This is a genomic window from Salmonella sp. A7, assembly GCF_020181675.1.
GTDB classification, from domain to species: Bacteria; Pseudomonadota; Gammaproteobacteria; order Enterobacterales; family Enterobacteriaceae; genus Salmonella; species Salmonella enterica.
In genome coordinates this window covers 3,272,169-3,295,760 of the sequence record NZ_CP084001.1, presented here as the reverse complement: position 1 = coordinate 3,295,760, position 23,592 = coordinate 3,272,169, and the positions used below count along the sequence as shown (strand labels likewise).

At 54.2% G+C, this 23,592-nt stretch carries 21 protein-coding genes; 9 read left to right on the top strand and 12 right to left on the bottom strand.

The annotated features are described in order from the left end of the window. Positions 1-11 precede the first annotated feature (11 nt). Together adk and hemH are read left to right on the top strand one after the other, a co-directional pair. Positions 12-656 (top strand): adenylate kinase, encoded by a 645-nt coding sequence (gene adk, locus LCS67_RS16200; RefSeq protein ID WP_001220237.1) that lies wholly within the window; start codon positions 12-14, stop codon positions 654-656. A 184-nt stretch (positions 657-840) separates the two neighbouring features. Continuing rightward, positions 841-1,803, top strand: coding sequence for a ferrochelatase (hemH, locus tag LCS67_RS16195; RefSeq protein ID WP_001250078.1), 963 nt, complete (start codon positions 841-843; stop codon positions 1,801-1,803). Here hemH and aes read toward each other — a convergent pair. Further along, the gene (aes, locus tag LCS67_RS16190) at positions 1,800-2,771 is read right to left on the bottom strand and encodes an acetyl esterase (RefSeq protein WP_001529070.1); all 972 of its coding nucleotides are present in this window, start codon (positions 2,769-2,771) and stop codon (positions 1,800-1,802) included. The genes hemH and aes overlap by 4 nt on opposite strands. 152 nt (positions 2,772-2,923) lie before the next feature. Between aes and gsk the strand changes: the two genes are divergently transcribed. After that, positions 2,924-4,228 (top strand): inosine/guanosine kinase, encoded by a 1,305-nt coding sequence (gene gsk, locus LCS67_RS16185; protein ID WP_000671593.1) that lies wholly within the window; start codon positions 2,924-2,926, stop codon positions 4,226-4,228. A gap of 48 nt (positions 4,229-4,276) precedes the next feature. Here the strand turns inward: gsk and ybaL are convergent, their stop codons facing one another. Beyond that, entirely contained in the window at positions 4,277-5,953 is a 1,677-nt protein-coding gene (gene ybaL / locus LCS67_RS16180; RefSeq protein WP_000546209.1) for a YbaL family putative K(+) efflux transporter, read from the bottom strand. Positions 5,954-6,167: 214 nt separating this feature from the next. Further along, positions 6,168-7,388 carry an MFS transporter gene (locus LCS67_RS16175; RefSeq protein ID WP_001251593.1) on the bottom strand — a complete coding sequence of 407 codons (1,221 nt, stop codon included), beginning with the start codon at positions 7,386-7,388 and terminating at the stop codon, positions 6,168-6,170. Between the two features lie 172 nt (positions 7,389-7,560). Between LCS67_RS16175 and ushA the strand changes: the two genes are divergently transcribed. After that, complete coding sequence (gene ushA / locus LCS67_RS16170) at positions 7,561-9,213, top strand: bifunctional UDP-sugar hydrolase/5'-nucleotidase UshA (RefSeq protein WP_000670402.1); 1,653 nt, start codon at positions 7,561-7,563, stop codon at positions 9,211-9,213. Positions 9,214-9,329: 116 nt separating this feature from the next. Here ushA and ybaK read toward each other — a convergent pair whose 3' ends face one another. From ybaK to copA, 4 genes are all read right to left on the bottom strand, one after another. Further along, the gene (ybaK, locus tag LCS67_RS16165; protein ID WP_000186618.1) at positions 9,330-9,809 is read right to left on the bottom strand and encodes a Cys-tRNA(Pro)/Cys-tRNA(Cys) deacylase YbaK; all 480 of its coding nucleotides are present in this window, start codon (positions 9,807-9,809) and stop codon (positions 9,330-9,332) included. A 201-nt stretch (positions 9,810-10,010) separates the two neighbouring features. Further along, positions 10,011-10,805, bottom strand: coding sequence for a TraB/GumN family protein (locus tag LCS67_RS16160; protein ID WP_000421865.1), 795 nt, complete (start codon positions 10,803-10,805; stop codon positions 10,011-10,013). 85 nt (positions 10,806-10,890) lie between these two features. After that, positions 10,891-11,718 carry a lysozyme inhibitor LprI family protein gene (locus tag LCS67_RS16155; protein WP_000488532.1) on the bottom strand — a complete coding sequence of 276 codons (828 nt, stop codon included), beginning with the start codon at positions 11,716-11,718 and terminating at the stop codon, positions 10,891-10,893. Positions 11,719-11,870: 152 nt separating this feature from the next. Beyond that, the gene (gene copA, locus LCS67_RS16150) at positions 11,871-14,372 is read right to left on the bottom strand and encodes a copper-exporting P-type ATPase CopA (protein ID WP_000083913.1); all 2,502 of its coding nucleotides are present in this window, start codon (positions 14,370-14,372) and stop codon (positions 11,871-11,873) included. A gap of 109 nt (positions 14,373-14,481) precedes the next feature. On the opposite strand from copA, the gene cueR reads away from it, so the two are divergent. Then, positions 14,482-14,898 (top strand): Cu(I)-responsive transcriptional regulator, encoded by a 417-nt coding sequence (cueR, locus tag LCS67_RS16145; protein ID WP_001026760.1) that lies wholly within the window; start codon positions 14,482-14,484, stop codon positions 14,896-14,898. Here the strand turns inward: cueR and LCS67_RS16140 are convergent, their stop codons facing one another. Continuing rightward, positions 14,899-15,351, bottom strand: coding sequence for an NfeD family protein (locus LCS67_RS16140; RefSeq protein ID WP_000561177.1), 453 nt, complete (start codon positions 15,349-15,351; stop codon positions 14,899-14,901). It lies immediately after the preceding gene. Then, the gene (locus LCS67_RS16135) at positions 15,348-16,265 is read right to left on the bottom strand and encodes an SPFH domain-containing protein (RefSeq protein WP_000906146.1); all 918 of its coding nucleotides are present in this window, start codon (positions 16,263-16,265) and stop codon (positions 15,348-15,350) included. The genes LCS67_RS16140 and LCS67_RS16135 overlap by 4 nt, the downstream gene beginning before the upstream one ends. Positions 16,266-16,411: 146 nt before the next feature. Here LCS67_RS16135 and fetA point away from each other — a divergent pair, with 146 nt between their 5' ends. Then, positions 16,412-17,089 (top strand): iron efflux ABC transporter ATP-binding subunit FetA, encoded by a 678-nt coding sequence (fetA, locus tag LCS67_RS16130; protein ID WP_000140195.1) that lies wholly within the window; start codon positions 16,412-16,414, stop codon positions 17,087-17,089. Next, the gene (gene fetB, locus LCS67_RS16125; RefSeq protein ID WP_001002130.1) at positions 17,076-17,855 is read left to right on the top strand and encodes an iron efflux ABC transporter permease subunit FetB; all 780 of its coding nucleotides are present in this window, start codon (positions 17,076-17,078) and stop codon (positions 17,853-17,855) included. Before fetA ends, fetB begins: the two co-directional genes overlap by 14 nt. 85 nt (positions 17,856-17,940) lie before the next feature. Here fetB and cnoX read toward each other — a convergent pair whose 3' ends face one another. The 3 genes from cnoX to tesA all read right to left on the bottom strand — a co-directional run bounded on the left by cnoX (position 17,941) and on the right by tesA (position 20,394). Then, entirely contained in the window at positions 17,941-18,795 is an 855-nt protein-coding gene (cnoX, locus tag LCS67_RS16120) for a chaperedoxin (protein ID WP_031564412.1), read from the bottom strand. Positions 18,796-18,854: 59 nt separating this feature from the next. Then, complete coding sequence (locus LCS67_RS16115; RefSeq protein ID WP_001172804.1) at positions 18,855-19,625, bottom strand: SDR family oxidoreductase; 771 nt, start codon at positions 19,623-19,625, stop codon at positions 18,855-18,857. A gap of 154 nt (positions 19,626-19,779) precedes the next feature. After that, positions 19,780-20,394, bottom strand: coding sequence for a multifunctional acyl-CoA thioesterase I/protease I/lysophospholipase L1 (gene tesA, locus LCS67_RS16110; protein WP_001010574.1), 615 nt, complete (start codon positions 20,392-20,394; stop codon positions 19,780-19,782). Between tesA and ybbA the strand changes: the two genes are divergently transcribed. Both ybbA and ybbP read left to right on the top strand, forming a co-directional pair. Then, on the top strand, positions 20,365-21,051 hold the full coding sequence (gene ybbA / locus LCS67_RS16105; RefSeq protein WP_031564408.1) for a putative ABC transporter ATP-binding protein YbbA: 687 nt from the start codon (positions 20,365-20,367) through the stop codon (positions 21,049-21,051). The genes tesA and ybbA overlap by 30 nt on opposite strands. Next, on the top strand, positions 21,048-23,462 hold the full coding sequence (gene ybbP, locus LCS67_RS16100) for a putative ABC transporter permease subunit YbbP (RefSeq protein ID WP_000561766.1): 2,415 nt from the start codon (positions 21,048-21,050) through the stop codon (positions 23,460-23,462). The genes ybbA and ybbP overlap by 4 nt, the downstream gene beginning before the upstream one ends. The last annotated feature ends 130 nt before the right edge of the window (positions 23,463-23,592 follow it).

The window sequence follows — 23,592 nt, the reverse complement described above, 5'->3', positions numbered from 1 at the left end:
GGATTTTCGTAATGCGTATTATTCTGCTTGGCGCTCCGGGCGCGGGTAAAGGAACTCAGGCTCAGTTCATCATGGAGAAATATGGTATTCCGCAAATCTCCACTGGCGATATGCTGCGCGCCGCAGTGAAATCAGGCTCCGAGTTGGGCAAACAGGCGAAAGATATCATGGACGCCGGTAAACTGGTGACCGATGAACTGGTGATTGCGCTGGTTAAAGAGCGTATCGCCCAGGAAGACTGCCGTAACGGTTTTCTGCTGGACGGTTTCCCGCGCACGATCCCGCAGGCTGACGCGATGAAAGAAGCGGGTATTGTCGTGGATTACGTGCTGGAATTCGACGTACCGGACGAACTGATCGTTGACCGTATTGTGGGTCGCCGCGTACACGCCGCCTCTGGCCGCGTTTACCACGTAAAGTTTAATCCGCCGAAAGTGGAAGGCAAAGATGACGTCACCGGCGAAGATCTGACCACCCGTAAAGACGATCAGGAAGAGACCGTTCGCAAACGTCTGGTGGAATATCATCAGATGACCGCGCCGCTGATTGGCTACTACCAGAAAGAAGCGGAAGCGGGCAACACCAAATACGCTAAAGTTGACGGTACGCAGGCCGTTGCCGACGTGCGTGCAGCGCTGGAAAAAATCCTCGGTTAATTTTTTCGCGTAGTGAACCGCTTATCAGGCCTGCCATTATCCCGCAGGCCTGAACGCCTTATCCGGCCTACTGGCATCGTTAGCGCCATTCGGCAAATTCTCGTCTTACCTCTCGCAGCAATTAGTTCTTCTTTATCACTTTTCCGCTACAATTATCAACAATTTGAATAGATAAGAGGCGGCAATGCGTCAGACGAAAACCGGTATCCTGCTGGCTAACCTTGGCACGCCAGATGCCCCAACTCCCGAAGCGGTAAAGCGCTACCTGAAACAATTTTTAAGCGACAGACGCGTGGTGGATACTCCTCGTCTGCTGTGGTGGCCGCTGCTGCGTGGCGTTATTTTACCGCTGCGTTCGCCGCGCGTCGCGAAACTCTATCAATCTATCTGGATGGATGGCGGTTCGCCGCTCATGGTATATAGCCGCGAACAGCAACAGGCGCTGGCCGCGCGGCTGCCAGACACGCCCGTCGCGCTGGGGATGAGCTACGGCTCGCCCTCGCTGGAAAGCGCTGTCGATGAACTGTTAGCAAGCGACGTCGACCATATCGTCGTGCTGCCGTTGTACCCGCAATACTCTTGCTCAACGGTGGGCGCAGTCTGGGACGAACTGGGGCGGATACTGGCGCGTAAACGCCGTATTCCCGGTATCTCATTTATTCGCGATTACGCGGATGACGGCGCTTATATCGATGCGCTGGCGAAAAGCGCGCGTGAGTCGTTCGCCAGACACGGCGAGCCGGATGTGCTTCTGCTCTCCTATCACGGCATTCCACAACGTTATGCGGATGAAGGCGATGACTACCCGCAGCGCTGTCGCGATACCACGCGCGAACTGGTTTCCGCATTGGGACTGCCGCCGGAAAAGGTAATGATGACGTTCCAGTCGCGCTTTGGCCGTGAACCGTGGCTGACGCCGTACACCGATGAAACGCTAAAAATGTTGGGTGAAAAGGGGACTGGCCATATTCAGGTCATGTGTCCGGGATTTGCCGCGGATTGTCTGGAGACGCTGGAAGAGATAGCGGAACAGAACCGCGAGATTTTCCTTGAAGCGGGCGGTAAAAAATATGCGTACATTCCGGCGCTGAACGCGACGCCGGAACATATTGATATGATGTTAAAACTCACGGCGCCGTACCGTTAACGCGGCGTCTTCATCCTCGCCATAAAGAAGCGCGCGCCGTCCTGCAAGGCATCGTCGGCGATTGTCATCATTCGCGAATAGTGCAGAAAGGCGTGCAGCGTGCCGGGATACATTTTGTATTCGCAGGGCTGCTGGTGCGCCTGTAATGTCTGGTGCAGCAAGCGGCTGTCATCAATGAGCGGATCAAACTCCGCGCTGGCAATAAAGCAGGGCGGCACATCACGCGTGAGATCGTTATTAAACAGACAATACCAGGGCGATTCCCGATCGTCTTCGTTACGCAGATAGGCCTTTTCGTACATGTCCAGATCTTCACGCGTCAGGCCGTCCCACGCGCCGCCGAACAGACGGCGGCTTACCGAATCCTGCAACCCATACAGCCCATACCACAACAGAATCGCGATAACGTTACCGCAGCGAATGTGCTTATCACGTAGCCAGAGCGCGCTGGCAAGCGCCAGCATGGCGCCTGCGGAATCCCCGGCGAAACCGATTTTCTCCACGTTGAGCGAGTATTCATCGGCATGTTGAGAGAAGTAGCTGCATACCGCGACGGTTTCTTCGATGGCCTGCGGATAACGCGCTTGCGGCGACAGCGAATAATCAATACCGATCACGGTGCAGCCGGTATAACGCGCCAGCAGACGCATTATCCGGTCATGCGTATCCAGATTACCGAGGATAAATCCGCCGCCGTGCAGATAGTATAAGGTGGCCTGACTGGTCGGCTGCGGCGAGTAGAGCCGGGTTGTTACATCGCCATAAGGCGTAGGGACGGCGCAGGTGCGGGTGGTCATGGACGGCGCGTCGGCATTCCAGAAACGGCGCTCAAGAAGATAATACTGACGCTGAGTCTCAATATCGCCATCGGCAGGCCAGGGGGGAAGGCCTGGTTGCTGGAAGTTTACGACGGCTGTCATTTCGTCTGACAGTCGGGTGAGTACGGGAATTTTATTTTCCGGCTTCATAAAACGCTCCTTGTGAAAGTGAACCATTGTAAAAAACGCGGCCGGAGAAACTGCGATCTCGTCGTCCGATATTGAAACGCCATCGTCCGTCGCGCGCAGCGGGGGGAATGTGCTACCATGCAGCGCTCCGTTATTCATCCGTAAGCACAATCATGAAATTTCCCGGTAAACGTAAATCCAAACACTATTTTCCCGTCAATGCGCGTGACCCGTTGTTGCAACAAATTCAGCCAGAACAGGAAACCAACGCCTCCTGGGTCGTCGGTATCGACCAGACGTTGGTGGATATTGAGGCGAAAGTGGATGACGATTTTATTACACGCTATGGATTAAGCGCCGGGCATTCTCTGGTGATAGAAGACGAGGTGGCGGAGAAGCTGTATCAGGAACTGACGCGGGAAAATCTGATCACCCATCAGTTTGCTGGCGGCACCATAGGCAATACGATGCATAATTACTCGGTACTGGCGGATGACCGTTCGGTGTTACTGGGCGTGATGTGCAGCAACATTGAGATTGGCAGCTACGCTTATCGTTACCTGTGTAATACTTCCAGCCGTACTGACCTGAATTATTTGCAAGCGGTAGATGGCCCGATTGGCCGCTGTTTCACGCTAATTGGCGAATCCGGCGAGCGTACCTTCGCTATCAGCCCCGGCCATATGAATCAGCTACGGGCGGAAAGTATTCCGGAAGCGGTGATCGCTGGCGCTTCCGCGCTGGTGTTGACCTCATATCTGGTGCGCTGTAAGCCTGGCGAACCTATGCCTGACGCGACGATGAAAGCGATCGAATACGCGAAAAAGCATAACGTGCCGGTTGTCATGACGCTGGGCACCAAATTTGTGATCGCCGATAATCCGCAGTGGTGGCAGGCGTTTCTCAAAGAGAATGTCTCGATTCTGGCAATGAATGAAGAAGAAGCGGAAGCGCTGACCGGCGAAAACGACCCGCTGCTGGCGGCGGATAAGGCGCTGGACTGGGTCGACCTGGTGTTATGCACCGCCGGGCCGATAGGGTTATATATGGCAGGCTTCACCGAAGAGGAAGCAAAACGTAAAACCCAGCATCCTCTGCTGCCGGGGGCTATTGCTGAATTTAACCAGTATGAATTTAGCCGGGCAATGCGCCATAAAGATTGTACTAATCCGCTGCGCGTTTATTCGCATATTGCGCCGTATATGGGCGGGCCGGAAAAAATCATGAACACCAACGGCGCGGGCGATGGCGCGCTGGCGGCGCTGCTGCACGATATTACGGCGAACAGTTACCATCGTAGCAACGTACCGAACTCCAGTAAGCACAAATTCACCTGGCTGACCTATTCGTCGCTGGCGCAGGTGTGTAAATATGCTAACCGTGTCAGTTATCAGGTACTGAACCAGCATTCTCCGCGTCTGACACGCGGGCTGCCGGAGCGTGAGGACAGCCTGGAAGAGTCGTACTGGGATCGCTAATCTGGCTTGCCCGATAGCGCTGCGCGCATCGGGCCGTCCGGCAAACCCTTAACTGGCGACGACTTCACCTGCGGGCGGCGTTTCAAGCAGTTCCAACATCGCCCGGGCAATTTCTCGCTCGCCCATCACTACCTGATTGGCTCCCCGCTCGGTAATATATTTCACTTCATCATCATAGTGCGCGCGGGCGATTATCTCGATATCAGGACTTTTTTCCCGCGCTGAGGCGACAATCTCGCCGGCTTCGTAACCGTTGGGGATGGTCAACAACAGCCAGCGGGCGCAGTCCAGATGCGCCAGATTCATGATTTCTTCGTTAGCGGCGTTGCCCAGCACGGCGCGAATCCCGCGTTCGCGCAGCTCATCCACGCGGGTACGGGACGTTTCGATAACCACCAGCGGAATCCCCGCCGCCAGTAATTTTTCTCCCAGCAGACTGCCTACGCGGCCAAAACCCACCAGCAGGGCATGATTACAGATATCCACCGGAATTTGCTTCTCTTCTTCGATAGCCTCTTCCAGAGTTTGCTCTTCCAGCGTTTCGGTTTTCGCCAGATACTTCTCCAGCAGGGTAAACAGTACGGGATTAAGCATAATCGACAAAATAGCGCCTGCCAGCACCAGGTTCTGTCCCGCTTGCGGCAGCAGGTTGAGCGCCATGCCGAGTCCGGCGAGAATAAAGGCGAACTCGCCGATTTGCGCCAGGCTGGCGGCAATGGTCAGCGCGGTTCGCGGCGAGTGGCCGAACATACGCACCAGGAAAAATGCAGCGATCGATTTGCCAAAGACGATAATAGCAAGCGTCGCCAGCACCGCCAGCGGCTGTTGAATCAAGACTAACGGATCGAACAACATGCCGACGGAAACAAAAAACAGGACGGCAAAGGCGTCGCGCAGCGGCAAAGTATCGTGCGCCGCCCGGTGACTCAGTTCCGACTCATTAAGCACCATTCCAGCGAAGAACGCACCCAGCGCAAAAGAGACGTCAAACAGTTCTACCGCGCCAAACGCAATGCCTAACGCCAGCGCCAGTACGGAAAGGGTAAATAATTCGCGCGAACCGGTGGCGGCGCTGCGGGCCATAATCCACGGCACCAGGCGGCGTCCGACCAGCATCATGATGGCGATAAACGCTACCACTTTACCAATGGTTATCCCCATATCGACCGTCAGCGAGGCTATGCCGACATCGCCTTTTTCCACCATGCCGGCAACGGCGGGCAGCAAGACCAGCGTCAGCACCATCACCAGATCTTCGACAATCAGCCAGCCGATGGCGATTTGTCCGCGCTGGCTATCAAGGAGTTGTCGCTCCTCAAGCGCGCGCAGCAGGACGACGGTACTGGCGGTAGACAGACAGAGCCCAAAAACGATGCCGGTCATTAATGACCATCCCAGCACGGCGGAAAGCGCCATACCCAGCAGCGTCGCCACCGCTATCTGAGCGACAGCGCCGGGAATGGCGATAGACTTTACCGCCATCAAATCCTTCAGCGAAAAATGCAGCCCGACGCCGAACATCAATAGAATCACGCCGAGCTCCGCCAGCTCCGGCGCCAGTTTGGTATCCGCAACAAAACCAGGGGTAAAAGGTCCCGCCAGAACGCCCGCTAACAGATATCCCACCAGTGGAGAAATACGCAATTTGTTGGCAATCATGCCGAGAATAAAAGCGAGCACAAGGCCGCCGACAATGGTGGTGATAAGCGGGGTAGCGTGATGCATTCCGTCTCCTTTGGTTGCTGGACTCCAAAACTCCGGGTAATAGTTTATGACAATTTCAATCAGGATGTTTATAAAAAATGGTTGTGTTTTATAAAAAGATACGATCTGAAGGCAAAAAGAGCACGGAACGTAAAAGTGATAAGTATGGGATGGACAAAGCAAGATGGCATCAGGATGTACAGGCGGTTAAAGCGTACCTTTAACCGCCATAAAATCACGCTTTATGTCGATTATCAGGTAAGAATATGGTCAGTATCCCCAGAAGCGGCAGGAAAGCACAGATTTTATAAACTAAATAGATACTGGTATGGTCGGCAATCAGCCCCAACACCGCTGCGCCCAGGCCTCCCATTCCGAAGGCAAACCCGAAAAACAGGCCGGAAACCATACCGATGCGTCCTGGCAGCAGCTCCTGGGCATACACCAGAATGGCGGAAAACGCCGACGCGAGAATAAAGCCGATAATCACCGTTAAAATCCCCGTCCAGTACAGCGTGGCGTAGGGTAAAACAAGGGTAAACGGCGCGACGCCGAGAATAGAGCCCCATATCACATATTTTCTGCCGATTTTATCGCCCACCGGCCCGCCGATTACCGTCCCGGCAGCCACCGCAAACAGGAAGGCAAACAGATGGAGCTGCGCGTTTTGTATTGATAATCCGAATTTTTGCATCAGATAAAAGGTGTAATAGCTACTGATGCTCGCCATATAAAAATATTTCGAGAAAATGAGTAGCAATAACACGCTGACCGCCAGCACGACTTTATTGCGCGGCAGCGGGTTAGCGATTATCGCTTTTGGCTTGCCTTTCGCTATCCGGTGCTGGGCTGCATACCAGCGGCTGATCTGCGCCAGCACCACGATCGCCAGCAGCGCGGCCAGCACAAACCAGGCGACATTCCCTTTGCCATAGGGCGCGATAATCACGGCGGCCAGCAGCGGGCCCAATGAACTGCCGAAGTTTCCGCCGACCTGGAAGATAGACTGCGCCAGACCATGACGTCCGCCGGAGGCCATGCGCGCCACGCGGGACGATTCCGGGTGAAAAACGGACGAGCCGGTACCCACCAGCGCCGCAGCGAGCAATACGCCGCCAAAACTTCCCGCCATTGCCAGCAGTACCAACCCGCTCAGGGTAAAACACATGCCGACAGGCAGCGACCACGGCATGGGATACTTATCCGTCCAGTAGCCGACGACCGGTTGCAGCAGCGATGAGGCGAGCTGGAACGTCAGGGTGATCAAACCTATCTGGACGAAGGTCAGCGAGAACTCCGCCTGCAACAGGGGATAAATGGCTAAGATTAGCGACTGGATCATATCGTTCAGCAGATGGGAAAGACTGATCGCGCCCAAAATACCAAACGAAGTACGTGCTTTAGCGGCCGCTGCGGGCGCGCCGGCTAACGGCTGGGTTGGTTCACTCATGGCCATAGAAAGTCACTTAAATTTTATGCGATGTTGGAGATAGTAGGATGTGTAATTATTACTTGCCTAACATACCTGTGAAATGTGTTTGAAGGAAGTCTCAATTCTGAAAACATATTTGTCTATTATTGCAAGGAAAGGTAATTTCTGCGGTTGATATTGAGTCAGGGAGAGAAAGATGAAATTTTTGAAACGGGGTGTGGCGCTGGCGTTACTGGCGGCGTTCGCGCTGACGACTCAGCCTGCACAGGCTTACGAAAAAGATAAAACCTATAAAATTACTATCCTGCATACCAACGATCACCACGGTCACTTCTGGCGCAGCGAATATGGCGAATATGGTCTGGCGGCGCAAAAAACGCTGGTGGACAGTATCCGTAAAGAGGTGGCGCAAGAGGGGGGAAGCGTCCTGTTGTTATCCGGCGGCGACATTAATACCGGGGTGCCGGAATCCGATCTCCAGGATGCGGAGCCCGATTTCCGCGGGATGAATCTGATTGGCTACGACGCTATGGCCGTCGGTAATCATGAGTTTGATAACCCGCTCACCGTATTGCGCCAGCAGGAAAAGTGGGCGAAGTTTCCCTTTCTTTCCGCCAATATTTATCAAAAAAGTACCGGCGAGCGTCTGTTTAAGCCGTGGGCTATTTTTACACGCCAGGATATAAAAATCGCGGTAATTGGCTTAACCACCGATGACACGGCGAAAATAGGCAACCCGGAATATTTCACCGATATTGAGTTTCGTAAACCTGCTGAAGAAGCAAACGTGGTGATTCAGGAACTTAATATGAATGAAAAACCGGACGTGATTATCGCGACCACGCATATGGGACATTATGACAACGGCGATCACGGTTCGAACGCGCCGGGCGACGTTGAGATGGCGCGTAGCCTGCCTGCCGGTTCGTTGGCGATGATTGTGGGCGGTCACTCACAAGACCCGGTATGCATGGCGTCGGAAAATAAAAAACAGGTGAATTACGTACCGGGAACGCCCTGCGCGCCGGATAAGCAAAATGGTATCTGGATCGTGCAGGCGCATGAGTGGGGTAAATATGTGGGCCGCGCGGATTTCGAATTCCGTAACGGCGAGATGAAAATGGTTAACTACCAGCTTATTCCGGTAAATCTCAAGAAAAAAGTGACCTGGGATAACGGGAAAAGCGAGCGTGTACTTTACACGCCGGAAATCGCCGAAAATCCGCAAATGCTCTCGTTATTAACGCCGTTCCAGAATAAAGGTAAAGCGCAACTGGAGGTGAAAATTGGTAGCGTGAATGGCCTTCTTGAAGGCGATCGCAGTAAGGTCAGATTTGTCCAGACCAATATGGGACGGGTGATTCTGGCTGCGCAGATCGCGCGCACCGGCGCCGATTTTGGCGTGATGAGCGGCGGCGGTATTCGCGACTCGATTGAGGCGGGAGATATTACCTATAAAAGCGTGCTCAAGGTACAGCCGTTCGGCAACATTGTGGTGTATGCCGATATGAGTGGCAAAGAGGTGGTTGATTATCTCACCGCCGTAGCGCAGATGAAGCCGGACTCCGGCGCCTATCCACAGTTCGCCAATGTGAGCTTTGTCGCCAAAGAGGGCAAGCTCACCGATCTGAAAATCAAAGGCGAGCCTGTTGATCCGGCCAAAACCTATCGCATGGCGACGCTGAGTTTCAACGCCACGGGCGGCGATGGTTATCCGCGCATCGATAACAAACCGGGATACGTGAATACCGGGTTTATTGACGCGGAAGTGCTGAAAGAGTTTATTCAGCAGAATTCACCGCTGGATGCGGCGGCGTTTACGCCAAAGGGTGAGGTGAGCTGGCTGTAGCGGTACGGATAGCCATTTCTGCCTGATGGCGCGCAGCCTTAAGGCCTACGGATTATGTCTGCTGTAGGCCGGATAAGGCGTTTGCGCCGCTATCCGGCAATGTATTTTACGCAGGCTTAATCCCGACGCGCGATATCAGCGAATTTAGCACCCAGTATGGCGGCCAAATCGTCAGCCGCCAGTTCAATATCCAGCCCGCGTTTACCACCGGAAACATAAATAGTGGCAAACGTGCGGGCAGGCGCGTCAATCAGCGTGGGCAGCCGTTTCTTCTGTCCCAGCGGACTGATCCCGCCGACCAGATATCCCGTGGTGCGTTGCGCCACCATCGGGTCGGCCATATCGACCTTTTTCGCGCCCAGAGCTTTGGCGACTTTTTTCAAATCCAGCTGCCCGGCTACAGGCGTTACGGCGACGGCCAGTTGCTTCATATCGCCATTCACGGCAACCAAAAGCGTTTTATACACCTGATCGGCGTTTAGCCCGAGCTTACGCACCACTTCATCGCCAAAGTTAGTTTCATTCGGATCGTGATCGTAGGTGTGAATGTTAAACGGAATCTTGTTTTTTTCGAGTAACTTAACTGCGGGTGTCATAACGTTCCTTCTTACTACAGACGTGATTTGCCATCAGCATACGCCCGAAAGCGGACTAAAAAATAGTATAATCTTGTGCATTAGGTCTTGGCAGTTGCGGCAACTTTGAGCGACAATCTGAAGATCCGAAGCGAAAGCGTCGGGATAATAATAACGATGAAATTCCTCTTTGACGGGCCAATAGCGATATTGGCCATTTTTTTATTTCAATATTTGCGGTAGGTTGCCTTCGCCGTACAGATGTAGCGCCCCTACGGCTACCACGTAGCGTCCCGGCGGCAGTGCCAGCAGCGCGTCGCGCCAGGCTTCATTGCGTTTTACCATCAGTACATCATACAGCGGTTGGCTAAACGTTCTGGGGAGCGAAGCGCCGACGCTGGTCGGCGGCTGTTCAAGCCACCAGCCGATCATCACCTGCAAAAGCCGTGCGTTGGTGTGCCAGTGCGTCAGCGTGTCGTCGAGCAGCGCCATCCCGCCATCGGGCAGATCGCAGAGTAGTTCGAGCTGGTGTTTCGCCCCTTCCAGCTCTTGCACCGGCAGCGACATTTCGCGGGCAGCCTGTAATAGCTGATAATCAATGCCATAGTCCGGGCGCAATCCCAGCCGTTGCGCCTGCGTGGCCTGTAGCACCATAGCTATCTGCCATAAAGGTTGATTATCAAAATGGATCAGCGGCATACCCAACTCGCTGACCCGTTTTTCCAGTGCGCTTAGCTGCCCGGCGCTGAGACGTTCGACCAACGGCGGGTATTTGGGGAGATTGCTGAATGGCGTTTCGTTACCAGAAATATCCGCTTCAACGACCAGCGCGTCGGCCTGGCGTAGCTTTTTCACCAGCTTTGCTGGAAGAGGAGCCATATCGCGCGTCCCCATATGAATACTGCCAACCAGATGCAGATGACGACCGCCGGGCAGGGAGAGATCGATAGCAGGCCAACTATTTGGGGTACCACGCAGCGCGCGCCATAAACGTTTAAGTTGATTTAATAGCTCCATACGCGCTCCCTTTGAAAAAGCTCATGCTAGCGCGTTGGAGAAAAGGGCGCAATGCGCCCTGACGGGACGTCAACGATCGGTCGGGTTATTCGCTGCCGTCGAGATAGGCCGTTCTGGCGATGGTCATTTCAAGCTGGCATTTATAAATACTGATGCGCTTTTCAGCAGGTATGGCCTCGGATTTTGCATCGCTAAGTTTGCCGCACTGCTGCTCTTTTTTTGTCACCCAGACTCGCTGCTCTTGTTTTAATGCCGTTCGGGCAGAGGCGGGTAGTGAATTCCAGACCTGATTAAGCTCGCGATCTCTACTCTCAAATTTCTTTGCTGCGATTTCAATCAGTGAGCTATTTTTTTTCTTTATGAGATTATCACCAGATACCGTCATTCTTGCCATTACATAAATAGACCACGCCAATTTATCGGTTTTTTTCACCGGGGTGACGACAATATCTTTGTTGTTGTCAGCAAGCTGGATATTGTAGTTAACCTCTTTCCAGGTCACCGTATTGTTTATTACCTGTCCATTCCCTTGTGAAATATAGAATAGAGTATCTGGTAAGTATTTAATTACTTTAAACAATGACTGAGGAATACCCATGGCGACGGTAGCCGAGCAAATTCGTAGGTTGGCATTTTCTGATTGAGGATTTTGCGTTATTACATCACTGAATTGAACAGGAATAGCCCGGAGTTGCTGCTCGTACTGAGTCTGGGGGATATCGAAGAAAAGCGTGGAAGGCGCTTTAATATAGTCTTGCTGTAAACGACCTAATGCTTCATTATAGATCCACTCTTTTGCCGCCGTGACTGCATTATCGTTGCCGCATTTTAACTCTGGACTGGAATCAAATAATCCTGCATAACTAACTGCGGGAGAAAGCAGGAAAAGAAGAGTAACTGCTTTTCTAAACATAAATAACACATCCTTATGATTCAAAAAAACATTATAAAATGTTGTTTTTTATTTTTCTACAGGATGTGCGGTTAAATTTTTATATATTGATACGGTAAATTACTGATGGCTTAATAATATATCAGGCAGCTAATGCTGCCTGATAGGACTTTTTACGCTTTCGGTTTAAAGCGCAATAGCCGGTTGGCATTGCTCACGACGGTAATGGAAGACAGCGCCATTGCCGCACCCGCTACTACCGGGTTTAACAAGGTACCGGTAAACGGCCACAGAATACCGGCGGCCACCGGGATACCAATGCTGTTGTAGATAAATGCGCCAAGCAGGTTTTGCTTCATATTGCGCAACGTCGCGCGCGAAATGGCCAGCGCATCCGCCACGCCCATCAGACTATGGCGCATCAGCGTAATCGCCGCGGTTTCAATCGCCACATCACTGCCGCCGCCCATCGCGATACCGACGTCCGCCTGCGCCAGCGCGGGCGCATCGTTGATACCATCGCCGACCATCGCAACCTGACGACCCTGGCTTTGCAGACGTTTAATCGCATCGGCTTTGCCATCCGGCAGAACGCCCGCAATCACTTCATCAATACCCGCTTCTTTGGCAATCGCGTTAGCCGTCGTTGGGTTATCCCCGGTGAGCATCACCAGACGGTATCCGGCGTTGTGCAGGCGTTCAAGCGCGGCAATACTATCGCTGCGCAATGGATCGCGTACCGCCAGTAACGCCGCCGCTTTACCGTCAATCGCCAGCAGGACCGGAGTAGAGCCTTGCGAGGCCTGCGCGGTGATTTCCGCCGTCATATCATCCGTGGCGACGTGCTGTTCGTTCAGCAACGCCTGGTTCCCCAGAAGCAGTTGATGACCTTCCGCTTCACCGCTGACGCCCAGTCCGCGCAGCGTTCTGAAACCGTTCACCTGAGGCAGTTTATCGTCGCCGGCTTTTTCCAGAATCGCATGGGCCAGCGGGTGGCTGGAGCCTTGTTCGAGCGCGGCTGCCAGACGTAATGCCTGAGCTTCCTCAACGCCGTTAAAGGTTTTTACCGCCACCACTTGCGGCTTGCCTTCCGTCAGCGTCCCGGTTTTATCAAAAACGAGGGTATCCAACGTACTGGCGCGTTGCAGGGCATCGGCGTCGCGTACCAGCACGCCGAATTCGGCAGCGCGGCCTACGCCGGAAATAATCGACATTGGCGTCGCCAGGCCTAATGCGCAAGGGCAGGCGATAATCAGTACGGTGGTGGCGATGACCAGCGTATAAACAATTTGCGGCGCCGGTCCGAAGAAATACCAGATAGCGGCGCTGAACAGCGCAATGGCCACGACGACGGGAACGAACACCGCGGAGATTTTATCGGCCAGTTGGCCAATTTCCGGTTTACTGCTTTGCGCCTGGCGTACCATGCGAATAATGCGTGACAGCGTGGTATGACTGCCCACCGCGCTGGCGCGGAACAGGACGCTGCCGTCCTGGACGACGGTGCCGGCATGAACGCTATCGCCTTCGCCTTTTTGCTGTGGAATGGGTTCGCCGGTCAGCATGGCTTCATCAAGCCACGCTTCGCCCTGGGTAATTTCGCCATCCACCGGCACGCGATCGCCGGTAGTGAGCCGCAACAGCATCCCTGGCTGAACGTCCGCCAACGGGACGCTTTTTTCGCCGTCTTCTGTCACGACGCGTGCGGTGGGCGGGGTGAGATCGAGTAATTTTTCCAGCGCTTTTGAGGAACGCTGACGGGCGCGCGCTTCCAGCATGTGTCCGAGATTAATCAGACCGATAATCATCGCGCTGGCTTCGTAATAAAGGTGCCGCGCTTCCATCGGGAACCACTGCGGCCACAGGTTGACGCTCATGGAGTAGAGCCAGGCGACCCCGGTGCCGAGCGCCACCAGCGTATCCATCGTCGCCGTGCCGTTCAGCAGGCTTTTCCACGCGTTACGGTAAAAATGACCGCCCGCAAAGACCATCACCGCAAGCGTGATCAGGCCAATAGCCAGCCACAGGCTGCGGTTGTCGCCGGTCACCATCATGTTATCGCCGATCATCCCCCAGACCATGACCGGTATACCGACCGCCAGAGCGACGATGGCCTGCCAGCGAAAACGTTTCATGGTGGCGATGGCGGTTTCCTGCTGGCGCTCGCGGCGTTTGATGTCATCTTCAATCGCCTCTGCGCCGTAGCCGGCTTTTTCCACCGCCTGCACTAAATCAGCGGCGGACGCGCTGCCCATCACCAGCGCAGTGCGTTCCGCCAGGTTTACCCGTGCCTGCGTGACGCCCGGTACGCTTTGTAGCGCATGTTGTACGCGGGTGACACAACTGGCGCAGCTCATGCCGCTTAACAGCAACTGTTGGCTTTCTTCATCGGCCGTCGCTACCGGAAGCTCATGAGGAACCGCTGCCAGTGCTTCCGACGGGATTGATGACTCCGTCAGCGGTTTAGCCTTTGGGTGGCTTAACGTCGCGCCATACCCGGCTTGTTTGATGGTTTCAATTAACGCGTCCGCACTGGCGGTACCGGTAACGTGCGCTTCGGTTACGGTGACGTCCGCCAGCTCAACATCCGGACGTTGTTCAAGACTTTCTTTCACGCGTTTAACGCAATGACCGCAGGACAAACCGTCCAGGGTCAGGTCGATAGTTTGAGACATAGTAAAAACTCCTTTATGATTGGTCATCAATTCATTGACCTTAGTAATCGTAGTGACTCACTGTGATAAAGGTTAAACCTTCCAGCAAGGTTAAGGTCAAGGGGGAAATATGAATATTAGCGATGTGGCGAAAAAAACCGGTTTAACCAGCAAAGCCATTCGGTTTTATGAAGAGAAAGGTCTGGTGACGCCGCCATTACGTAGCGAAAATGGTTATCGCACCTACACGCAGAAGCATTTAAACGAGCTGACGTTGCTGCGACAGGCGAGGCAGGTGGGGTTTAATCTGGAAGAGTGTGGCGAACTGGTCAATCTGTTTAACGATCCGCGACGCCATAGCGCAGATGTGAAAAAGCGGACGCTGGAAAAGGTCGCGGAGATCGAGCGCCATATCAGCGAGCTGCAATCAATGCGCGATCAATTGCTGGCGCTGGCGGAGAGTTGTCCCGGCGATGACAGCGCCGACTGCCCGATTATTGATAATCTTTCCGGCTGCTGTCATCACAAGGCGCAAAAGCCACGTTGATTAAACGGCGCGAATGCGTAAGGTGATGCCTTCCACGGCGATCACTTCGACATGCGTACCTGCGCGCAGGTCTTCGTCAGCGCATACCGGCCACGAGCTGTCGCCGACACGCATATGACCCCGTCCGTTCACTAACGCGGCATCAAGCATAAACCGGCGGCCTACCAGTTGTTGTCCGCGTTGGTTAAGGCGGCTGTCGGTCGGCTTCTGTTCCCGCACGCGACGCGCCAGCCAGCGCCACCAAAGCCAGGCCGCCAGCAACGTTAAGGCCGCAAACAGCACGCCCTGCCATTCCCAGCCGAGCGGTAAGAGCCAGACGGTTAAGCCGGTAATCACTGCCGCCACGCCGCTCCACAGCAAATAGCCGTTACCGCCGAGCATTTCCGCAGCCAACAACAGGCCGCCGAGGCTAAGCCAGAAGATATGCGGATGTACCAGAATCATCGCTATCATGCTTTTTTCCGTTCGCTGGCGCTGTCCTTAACCAGCTCGCTGATCCCGGCGATAGCGCCCATCAGACTGCTGGCATCCAGCGGCATCATGACCACTTTGCTGTTATTCGCCGAGCCGATTTGCTGTAACGCTTCGGTGTATTTCTGCGCCACGAAGTAGTTTATCGCCTGAATATCCCCGGCGGCGATGGCTTCAGACACCATCTGCGTAGCGCGGGCTTCCGCTTCGGCGGAACGTTCGCGCGCTTCCGCCTGCAGGAAAGCGGACTGACGTTCGCCTTCGGCTTTCAGAATCTGCGACTGTTTTTCCCCCTCGGCTTTCAGGATTTCCGCCTGACGTACCCCTTCGGCCTCAAGGATATAGGCGCGTTTGGTACGTTCCGCTTTCATCTGGGCGTTCATCGAGGAGATCAATTCCGCCGGAGGGCGGACATCGCGAATTTCGATACGGGTAACTTTAATTCCCCACGGGTTGGTGGCTTCATCGACAATATGCAGCAGCCGCGTGTTGATGCTGTCGCGCTGGGAGAGCATTTCATCCAGCTCCATCGAACCGAGCACCGTACGGATATTGGTCATGGTCAGGTTAATGATCGCCAGTTCCAGGTTACTGACTTCATAAGCGGCGCGCGGCGCATCGATAACCTGAATAAAACAGACCGCATCGATAGTGACGTTGGCGTTATCTTTTGAGATCACCTCCTGCGACGGAATATCCAGCACTTGCTCCATCATATTGATCTTGCGGCCAATTCTGTCCATAAACGGTACAACAAGGCTTAATCCCGGCTGCAGGGTTTTGGTGTAACGTCCAAAGCGCTCCACCGTCCACTGGTATCCCTGCGGAACGATTTTGACGCCCGCGCCGACGATCACCAGCGCGACGAAAATGAGAATAGGGATAAGAATGAGCATAGCTAAACCTCCTGTTGCGTTGTCCATAAACCGATTTTGCTGACGAATTAAGCGAATTATACCTGATTCAGTAAAGCATGTTCCCCCCTTATTAATTACAGGGATACACTATCGCTATAAAAATATGAACAACGGATGCGCAATAAATGACAGAACGTAGCATGTTGCTTGAGTTAAAGCAGGTCGGTTACCGGACTGCGACGACAAAAATAGTGAATAACATCAGTTTTACGCTGCAACGCGGCGAATTTAAGTTAATTACCGGTCCTTCTGGCTGCGGAAAAAGTACGTTGTTGAAAATGGTGGCCTCATTAATAAGCCCTGATATCGGCGTGATTCTTTTTGAGGGGCAGGATATTACTACTCTGAGTCCGGAAGCCTATCGCCAGCAGGTTTCTTATTGCGCTCAGACGCCAGCGCTATTTGGTGATACGGTTTACGATAACCTGATTTTTCCCTGGCAAATTCGCCATCAGCGCCCGCAGCCGACAGCCTTCGCAGACGATCTGGCGCGTTTTGAACTGCCGGAGACGATTCTGCAAAAACCGATTACCGCGCTTTCCGGTGGAGAAAAACAGCGTATTGCTCTAATTCGTAATCTACAGTTTCTGCCGAAAATACTGTTACTCGACGAAATAACCAGCGCGCTGGATGAACATAACAAACGGAATGTGAATGATATTATTCATCGCTATGTTCGCGATAAGCAGGTCGCTGTCTTGTGGGTAACGCATGATAAAGATGAAATTCAACACGCGGATAAGGTGATAACGTTAACGCCATCTGCCGGAGAGATGCAGGAGGCGCGTTATGAACGAGCATAATATTACCAATACCTCGCTGGCGTTATCGATGCTGCTGGTGGTGGTCGCGATGCTCATCAGTCACAAGGAAAAGCTGGCGCTGGAAAAAGATATTCTGTGGAGCGTATGCCGGGCGGTGATACAGCTCATTATTGTCGGCTATGTACTGAAATACATCTTTGGCGTTAATCATGCCGCCCTGACGCTGCTGATGGTGCTGTTCATCTGTTTTAACGCCGCATGGAACGCGCAAAAGCGCAGTAAATATATCGATAAGGCATTTCTCTCCTCGTTTATCGCCATCACCGTCGGCGCCGGGCTAACGCTGACGGTACTGGTGCTTACCGGTTCGATTGAATTTGCGCCGATGCAGGTGATTCCCATCGCTGGCATGGTCGCCGGTAATGCGATGGTAGCGGTAGGGCTGTGCTACAACCAACTGGGGCTGCGTTTTCATAGCGAGCAGCAGCAAATCCAGGAAAAGTTAAGTTTGGGCGCAACGCCGAAAATGGCCTCCGCCGGGCTTATCCGCGATAGCATCCGCGCATCGCTTATCCCGACGATCGACTCGGCAAAGACCGTTGGGCTGGTGAGCCTGCCGGGGATGATGTCCGGGCTGATTTTTGCCGGGATCGATCCGGTAAAAGCGATTAAATATCAAATTATGGTAACGTTTATGCTGTTGTCGACAGCCAGCCTGTCTACCATCATTGCCTGCTATTTAACCTACCGGAAGTTCTATAATTCGCGTCATCAGTTGGTAGTGATGCCGCTCAAGAAATCATGATAGTTGCCGGATGATGGCGCAAGCGCCTTATCCGGCCTGAGGACGACAGGTAGGCCAGATAAGCGCGCCATCAGGCAAGAGAGGATTAATACAGTAGCGCGTACAACTGGCGGCGGTATTTCGACGCCAGCGCGTCGCCGGTGCCGAGCGCGGCAAGGATCTCCTGGAAGGTTTTGCGCGTCTGTCCCTCGGCGGCGGCAAGATCTTTTCTCAGATGGCTGAACAGCAATTCCAGCGCTTCTTCATTACGTCCGACCTGGTGCAACTGCAACGCCAGTTGCGTTGCCAAAGCCGCATCCTGCGGATTCTCCGCGACTTGCTGCTGAAGTTGCTGAATTTCCGGCGTATCCGCCGCCTGTTTAAGCAGTTCGATCTGCGCGACCAGCCCCTGATAACGGGTATCCTGATCCTGTAGCGGGATAGTTTTTAACACCGCTCCGGCCTCTTCAGAGCGGTTCAGCGCAATTTGCGCTTCCGCCAGTAACAGGCCAATCTCACTGTTCTGCGAAGAGAGCTGCCAGGCGTCTTTGAGCAACGGCAGCGCGTCAACATAGTTGCCCTCCTGCATTAACTGCATCGCTTGTTGCGCTTTTAGCTCTTCTTCACGCGGCAGTACTTTATCCAGCAGAGCGCGGATCGCCTCTTCCGGCTGCGGTCCCTGGAAACCATCGACCGGTTGGCCATTCTGGAACAGATAGACTGTCGGGATGGCGCGCAGACCAAACTGAGCGGCGATCATCTGTTCGGCGTCGCAGTCCAGCTTTGCCAGAATAAACTGACCGTGGTACTGGGCAGCCAGACTTTCCAGCACTGGCGTTAATTGCAGACAGTGTTGGCTGCGTTCAGACCAGAAATAGAACAGTACCGGCGTGGTCATGGACTGCTCTAAGGTCTGCTGCAGGTTGGATTCATTAATATTGACAATGTTCTGTACGGACATGGCGTCGCTCTCTTTTGTCTGTGTCACGTTTACATGGGGGCTGACGGGCGCGCTTCAACTCAGCTTTGTAAAATTTTATCCAGCATCCGGCCCGGCAATAGGCGTTTCAGCGCCATCACTGCCCAGGTGACCAGCGTAACGGGATAGCGCAGCCTGGGTTTATCGCTTGCAAAAGCATGACGCACTTTCGCTACTACCGCGTCAGGATCGCGGGTGAAACGTGCGGCGATGCCGGGATTTTCTACCGGTTTATCACGCTGCGTCTGGTTAACGTTATCCGTAAAACGGGTACGAATTGGTCCCGGTTCTATCAGACTCACTTTAATGCCTGTGTGCCGTAGCTCCATACGTAGCGCGTCAGACCAGGCTTCGAGCGCATATTTGCTGGCGGCGTAAGCGCCGCGCCCTGGGGTGGAAATCAGCCCCATCACCGATGAGGTCATCACAATGCGTCCTTCGCCATGCGGCAACATGGCGGGAAGTAAGCGCATGGTAAGCTGATGCGCGCCGAAGAAATTACTGGAAAACTGTTGCTCCATCTGCTCACGGCTGATGGTGGAAAGGGGGCCATACACGCCGTAGCCGGCATTGTTAAAGATCCCATACAGACGATTATCGGTCAGGGCGATCACTTCATCGGCGGCACGATCCACGCTTTCAGGGGAGTCGAGATCGATCAACACGCCGGTAAATCCCATACTGTTCATCCGGGCGACATCATCAGGTTTGCGGCAGCCCGCCAGGATTTGAAAGCCCTGGCGTTTAAGTTCAAGCGCGCTGTCCAGACCGATTCCGCTGGAACATCCTGTTATTAAGACCGATTTTTGCATAACTTTACCTGTCAGGATCTCCGTTGATTTAAGAGTCGTGGTTAACTATACCCGTCATACTTCAAGTTGCCTGTGCGTTCGTTTACTCCAGTCACATAGGTATCTATGCTCCTGGACATTCTCTTACGTGCCGCCCTCATGCAACTCGAATTATTCAGGAGAGAAAAGGGGTCAACTGCTTCGCCATCCAGTCGGCAATAAACGGCTGGGCGTCGCGGTTGGGATGAATGCCGTCATCCTGCATCCACTGCGGTTTCAGATATACCTCTTCCATAAAAAACGGTAACAGAGGAATATCGAACTCTTTGGCGAGCTTAGGATAAATGGCGCTAAAGGATTCATTATAACGGCGACCGTAGTTAGCGGGCAGATGAATTTGCATCAGTAACGGTTGGGCATCGGCGGCTTTCACCGTCTGAATGATTTTACGTAGCGTCTGTTCGGTTTGCGCAGGCGCAAAACCGCGTAGGCCATCGTTGCCGCCAAGCTCCACCACTACCCAGCGCGGGTGATGCTGTTGCAACAGTGCCGGCAAACGCGCCAGTCCCTGCTGCGAGGTATCTCCGCTTATACTGGCATTAACGACCGACGTTTTGTTTTGCCATTTATCATTAAGGAGCGACGGCCATGCCGCGCTGGCGGCCATACGGTAACCGGCGCTGAGGCTATCGCCCAGAATTAATAAGGTGTCTGCGGCGGCGGCACGGAAAGTTAACAGGATCAAAAACAGGAAGGGCAAATGCCAGCGGAAAACAGTGTTGAAGTTCATCGTCTCAGGAAGTCCGTCGGTCAGGGTGAGCATGAGCTTTCCATCCTTACCGGAGTTGAACTGGTTGTCAAACGCGGCGAAACCATTGCGCTGATTGGCGAATCAGGATCGGGAAAATCTACGCTGCTGGCGATTCTCGCCGGACTGGATGACGGCAGTAGCGGAGAGGTCAGTCTGGTGGGGAAACCGCTTCACCAGATGGACGAAGAGGCGCGGGCGCAGCTTCGCGCTCAGCATGTCGGTTTTGTTTTTCAATCCTTCATGCTTATTCCTACGCTTAACGCGCTGGAAAACGTTGAGCTACCGGCCCTGCTACGCGGTGAAAACAGCGGTCAGAGTAAGGCGGGGGCGAAAGAGCTGCTCGAACAACTGGGACTGGGAAAACGGCTTGACCACCTTCCGGCACAGCTTTCCGGCGGCGAACAGCAGCGCGTAGCGCTGGCGCGCGCGTTTAACGGGCGTCCTGATGTGCTGTTTGCCGATGAGCCGACGGGCAACCTCGACCGCCAGACCGGAGATAAAATCGCCGACCTGCTATTTTCGCTTAACCGCGAACACGGCACCACGCTGATTCTGGTGACGCACGACCCGGCGCTGGCGGCGCGCTGCGACCGACGGCTGCGGTTGGTCAACGGTCAGTTACAGGAGGAGGCATGATAGCTCGCTGGTTCTGGCGCGAATGGCGTTCGCCGTCGCTGATTATTGTCTGGCTGGCGTTGAGCCTGGCGGTGGCCTGCGTACTGGCGCTCGGCAGTATCAGCGACCGGATGGAAAAAGGGTTAAGTCAGCAAAGCCGTGAGTTTATGGCAGGCGATCGGACGCTGCAAAGTTCGCGAGAGGTACCGAAAGCCTGGCTTGAAGAGGCGCGTAAACGCGGTCTTAACGTGGGCGAGCAGTTAACCTTTGCGACCATGACGTTTGCCGGCGATACGCCGCAACTGGCCAGCGTGAAGGCGGTAGATAGCGTTTATCCGATGTACGGCGAATTGCAAACCCGTCCTGACGGAGTGAAACCGCAGCCGGGTAGCGTACTGCTGGCGCCGCGTCTGATGGCGCTGCTTAATTTGAAAACGGGCGATACCATTGATGTCGGCGACGTGACCTTGCGTATTGCCGGTGAAGTGGTGCAGGAGCCGGATTCCGGGTTTAACCCTTTTCAGATGGCGCCGCGTCTGATGATGAATATGGCCGATGTGGCAAAAACCGGTGCGATACAGCCGGGGAGTCGCGTGATGTGGAGGTATAAATTCGGCGGAACGCCGCAACAGCTTGCTGGCTATGAAAGCTGGCTGTTACCGCAGCTTAAACCGGAACATCGCTGGTACGGACTGGAGCAGGATGACGGGGCATTGGGGAAATCGCTCGAACGTTCGCAGCAGTTTTTGCTGCTTTCGGCGTTATTAACGCTACTGCTGGCGGTAGCTGCCGTCGCGGTGGCGATGAGCCATTACTGCCGTAGCCGCTACGATCTGGTGGCGATTTTAAAAACGTTGGGCGCGGGCCGGGCCCAGTTGCGTAAACTTATCATCGGACAGTGGTTGATGGTGCTGGGGCTTTCCGCCGTCACGGGAGGCGCGATTGGGTTACTGTTTGAAAACATATTGCTGGTGCTGCTAAAACCGGTATTGCCCGCCGATTTGCCGCCCGCCAGCCTGTGGCCCTGGCTGTGGGCGCTGGGTGCGATGACGGTCATCTCTCTGCTGGTCGGTTTACGGCCTTATCGATTGTTGCTGGCGACCCAGCCGCTACGGGTGCTGCGCCGCGATGTTGTCGCTCGCGTCTGGCCGTTAAAAATTTATTTGCCTGTCGCCTGCGCCGTCGTGGTGGCGCTGCTCGCCGGATTGATGGGCGGAAGTATGCTGTTGTGGGCGGTTCTGGCGGGTGCAGTGATACTGGCGCTGCTGTGCGGTCTGGTGGGCTGGATGCTGCTTAACGTGCTGCGCGGCATGACGTTGACGTCGCTACCGCTGCGTCTGGCCGTCAGCCGACTTCTGCGTCAGCCGTGGTCAACGTTGAGCCAGCTTTCGGCGTTTTCGCTTTCGTTTATGCTGCTGGCGCTCTTGCTGGTGCTGCGCGGCGACCTCCTTGATCGCTGGCAACAGCAGCTCCCGCCGGAAAGCCCGAACTATTTCCTTATCAATATTGCTTCAGAGCAGGTCGCGCCGCTGAAAGCCTTTTTGGCGGAACATCAGGTGATTCCGCAGACGTTTTATCCGATTGTGCGGGCGCGGTTAACCAGGATAAATGGTAATCCGACGGAAGGTCAGCAGGATGAGTCGCTCAACCGTGAACTGAATTTGACCTGGCAGGATACGCGCCCGGCGCATAATCCGCTGGTCGCCGGTCACTGGCCGCCAAAACCGGGCGAAGTCTCTATGGAAGAGGGGCTGGCGAAGCGGTTGAACGTCAAACTCGGCGATAGCGTAACCTTTATGGGCGATACCCAGGCATTTAGCGCTAAAGTCACCAGCCTGCGTCAAGTGGACTGGGAAAGCCTGCGTCCCAACTTTTTCTTCATTTTTCCTTCCGGGGCGCTGGACGGGCAACCACAAAGCTGGTTGACCAGTTTTCGCTGGGAGAATGGCAACGGCATGTTAACGCAGCTTAACCGCGAGTTTCCTACCGTCAGCCTGTTAGATATCGGGGCGATCCTGAAACAGGTGGGACAGGTGCTGGAGCAGGTCAGCCGGGCGCTGGAGGTGATGGTTGTGCTAGTCACCCTCTGCGGCATGTTGCTATTACTGGCCCAGGTACAGGTCGGGATGCGTCAGCGCCATCAGGAGCTGGTGGTGTGGCGCACGTTAGGAGCCGGAAAGAAACTGTTGCGTACCACACTCTGGTGCGAATTCGCCATGCTGGGATTAGTTGCCGGGCTGGTCGCCGCGATTGGCGCGGAAACGGCGCTGGCGATCTTACAAATCAACGTTTTTGATTTCCCCTGGGAGCCGGACTGGCGTTTATGGGGCGTACTGCCGTTTTGCGGCGCGCTGCTGCTTTCCGTATGCGGCGGCTGGCTTGGCGTTCGTTTGCTGAAAGGCAAAGCGCTATTCCGCCAGTTTAGCGGATGATTCATGATGTGAATAATTTCGCGCCGGTTTTTAAAACGGCGCGTACTTTTTTAGTCGCACAAATTGATAACTCCTTGATTTTTAGTAGCACAAATCATTAAAAAATACACAACACGTAAGGTTTTATAAC

Bases quoted from the DNA above. Each gene is read 5' to 3' on its own strand.
- adk (WP_001220237.1), top strand. From the start codon at position 12: ATGCGTATTATTCTGCTTGGCGCTCCGGGCGCGGGTAAAGGAACTCAG.
- hemH (WP_001250078.1), top strand. From the start codon at position 841: ATGCGTCAGACGAAAACCGGTATCCTGCTGGCTAACCTTGGCACGCCA.
- aes (WP_001529070.1), bottom strand. From the start codon at position 2,771: ATGAAGCCGGAAAATAAAATTCCCGTACTCACCCGACTGTCAGACGAA.
- gsk (WP_000671593.1), top strand. From the start codon at position 2,924: ATGAAATTTCCCGGTAAACGTAAATCCAAACACTATTTTCCCGTCAAT.
- ybaL (WP_000546209.1), bottom strand. From the start codon at position 5,953: ATGCATCACGCTACCCCGCTTATCACCACCATTGTCGGCGGCCTTGTG.
- LCS67_RS16175 (WP_001251593.1), bottom strand. From the start codon at position 7,388: ATGGCCATGAGTGAACCAACCCAGCCGTTAGCCGGCGCGCCCGCAGCG.
- ushA (WP_000670402.1), top strand. From the start codon at position 7,561: ATGAAATTTTTGAAACGGGGTGTGGCGCTGGCGTTACTGGCGGCGTTC.
- ybaK (WP_000186618.1), bottom strand. From the start codon at position 9,809: ATGACACCCGCAGTTAAGTTACTCGAAAAAAACAAGATTCCGTTTAAC.
- LCS67_RS16160 (WP_000421865.1), bottom strand. From the start codon at position 10,805: ATGGAGCTATTAAATCAACTTAAACGTTTATGGCGCGCGCTGCGTGGT.
- LCS67_RS16155 (WP_000488532.1), bottom strand. From the start codon at position 11,718: ATGTTTAGAAAAGCAGTTACTCTTCTTTTCCTGCTTTCTCCCGCAGTT.
- copA (WP_000083913.1), bottom strand. From the start codon at position 14,372: ATGTCTCAAACTATCGACCTGACCCTGGACGGTTTGTCCTGCGGTCAT.
- cueR (WP_001026760.1), top strand. From the start codon at position 14,482: ATGAATATTAGCGATGTGGCGAAAAAAACCGGTTTAACCAGCAAAGCC.
- LCS67_RS16140 (WP_000561177.1), bottom strand. From the start codon at position 15,351: ATGATAGCGATGATTCTGGTACATCCGCATATCTTCTGGCTTAGCCTC.
- LCS67_RS16135 (WP_000906146.1), bottom strand. From the start codon at position 16,265: ATGCTCATTCTTATCCCTATTCTCATTTTCGTCGCGCTGGTGATCGTC.
- fetA (WP_000140195.1), top strand. From the start codon at position 16,412: ATGACAGAACGTAGCATGTTGCTTGAGTTAAAGCAGGTCGGTTACCGG.
- fetB (WP_001002130.1), top strand. From the start codon at position 17,076: ATGAACGAGCATAATATTACCAATACCTCGCTGGCGTTATCGATGCTG.
- cnoX (WP_031564412.1), bottom strand. From the start codon at position 18,795: ATGTCCGTACAGAACATTGTCAATATTAATGAATCCAACCTGCAGCAG.
- LCS67_RS16115 (WP_001172804.1), bottom strand. From the start codon at position 19,625: ATGCAAAAATCGGTCTTAATAACAGGATGTTCCAGCGGAATCGGTCTG.
- ybbA (WP_031564408.1), top strand. From the start codon at position 20,365: ATGCCAGCGGAAAACAGTGTTGAAGTTCATCGTCTCAGGAAGTCCGTC.
- tesA (WP_001010574.1), bottom strand. From the start codon at position 20,394: ATGAACTTCAACACTGTTTTCCGCTGGCATTTGCCCTTCCTGTTTTTG.
- ybbP (WP_000561766.1), top strand. From the start codon at position 21,048: ATGATAGCTCGCTGGTTCTGGCGCGAATGGCGTTCGCCGTCGCTGATT.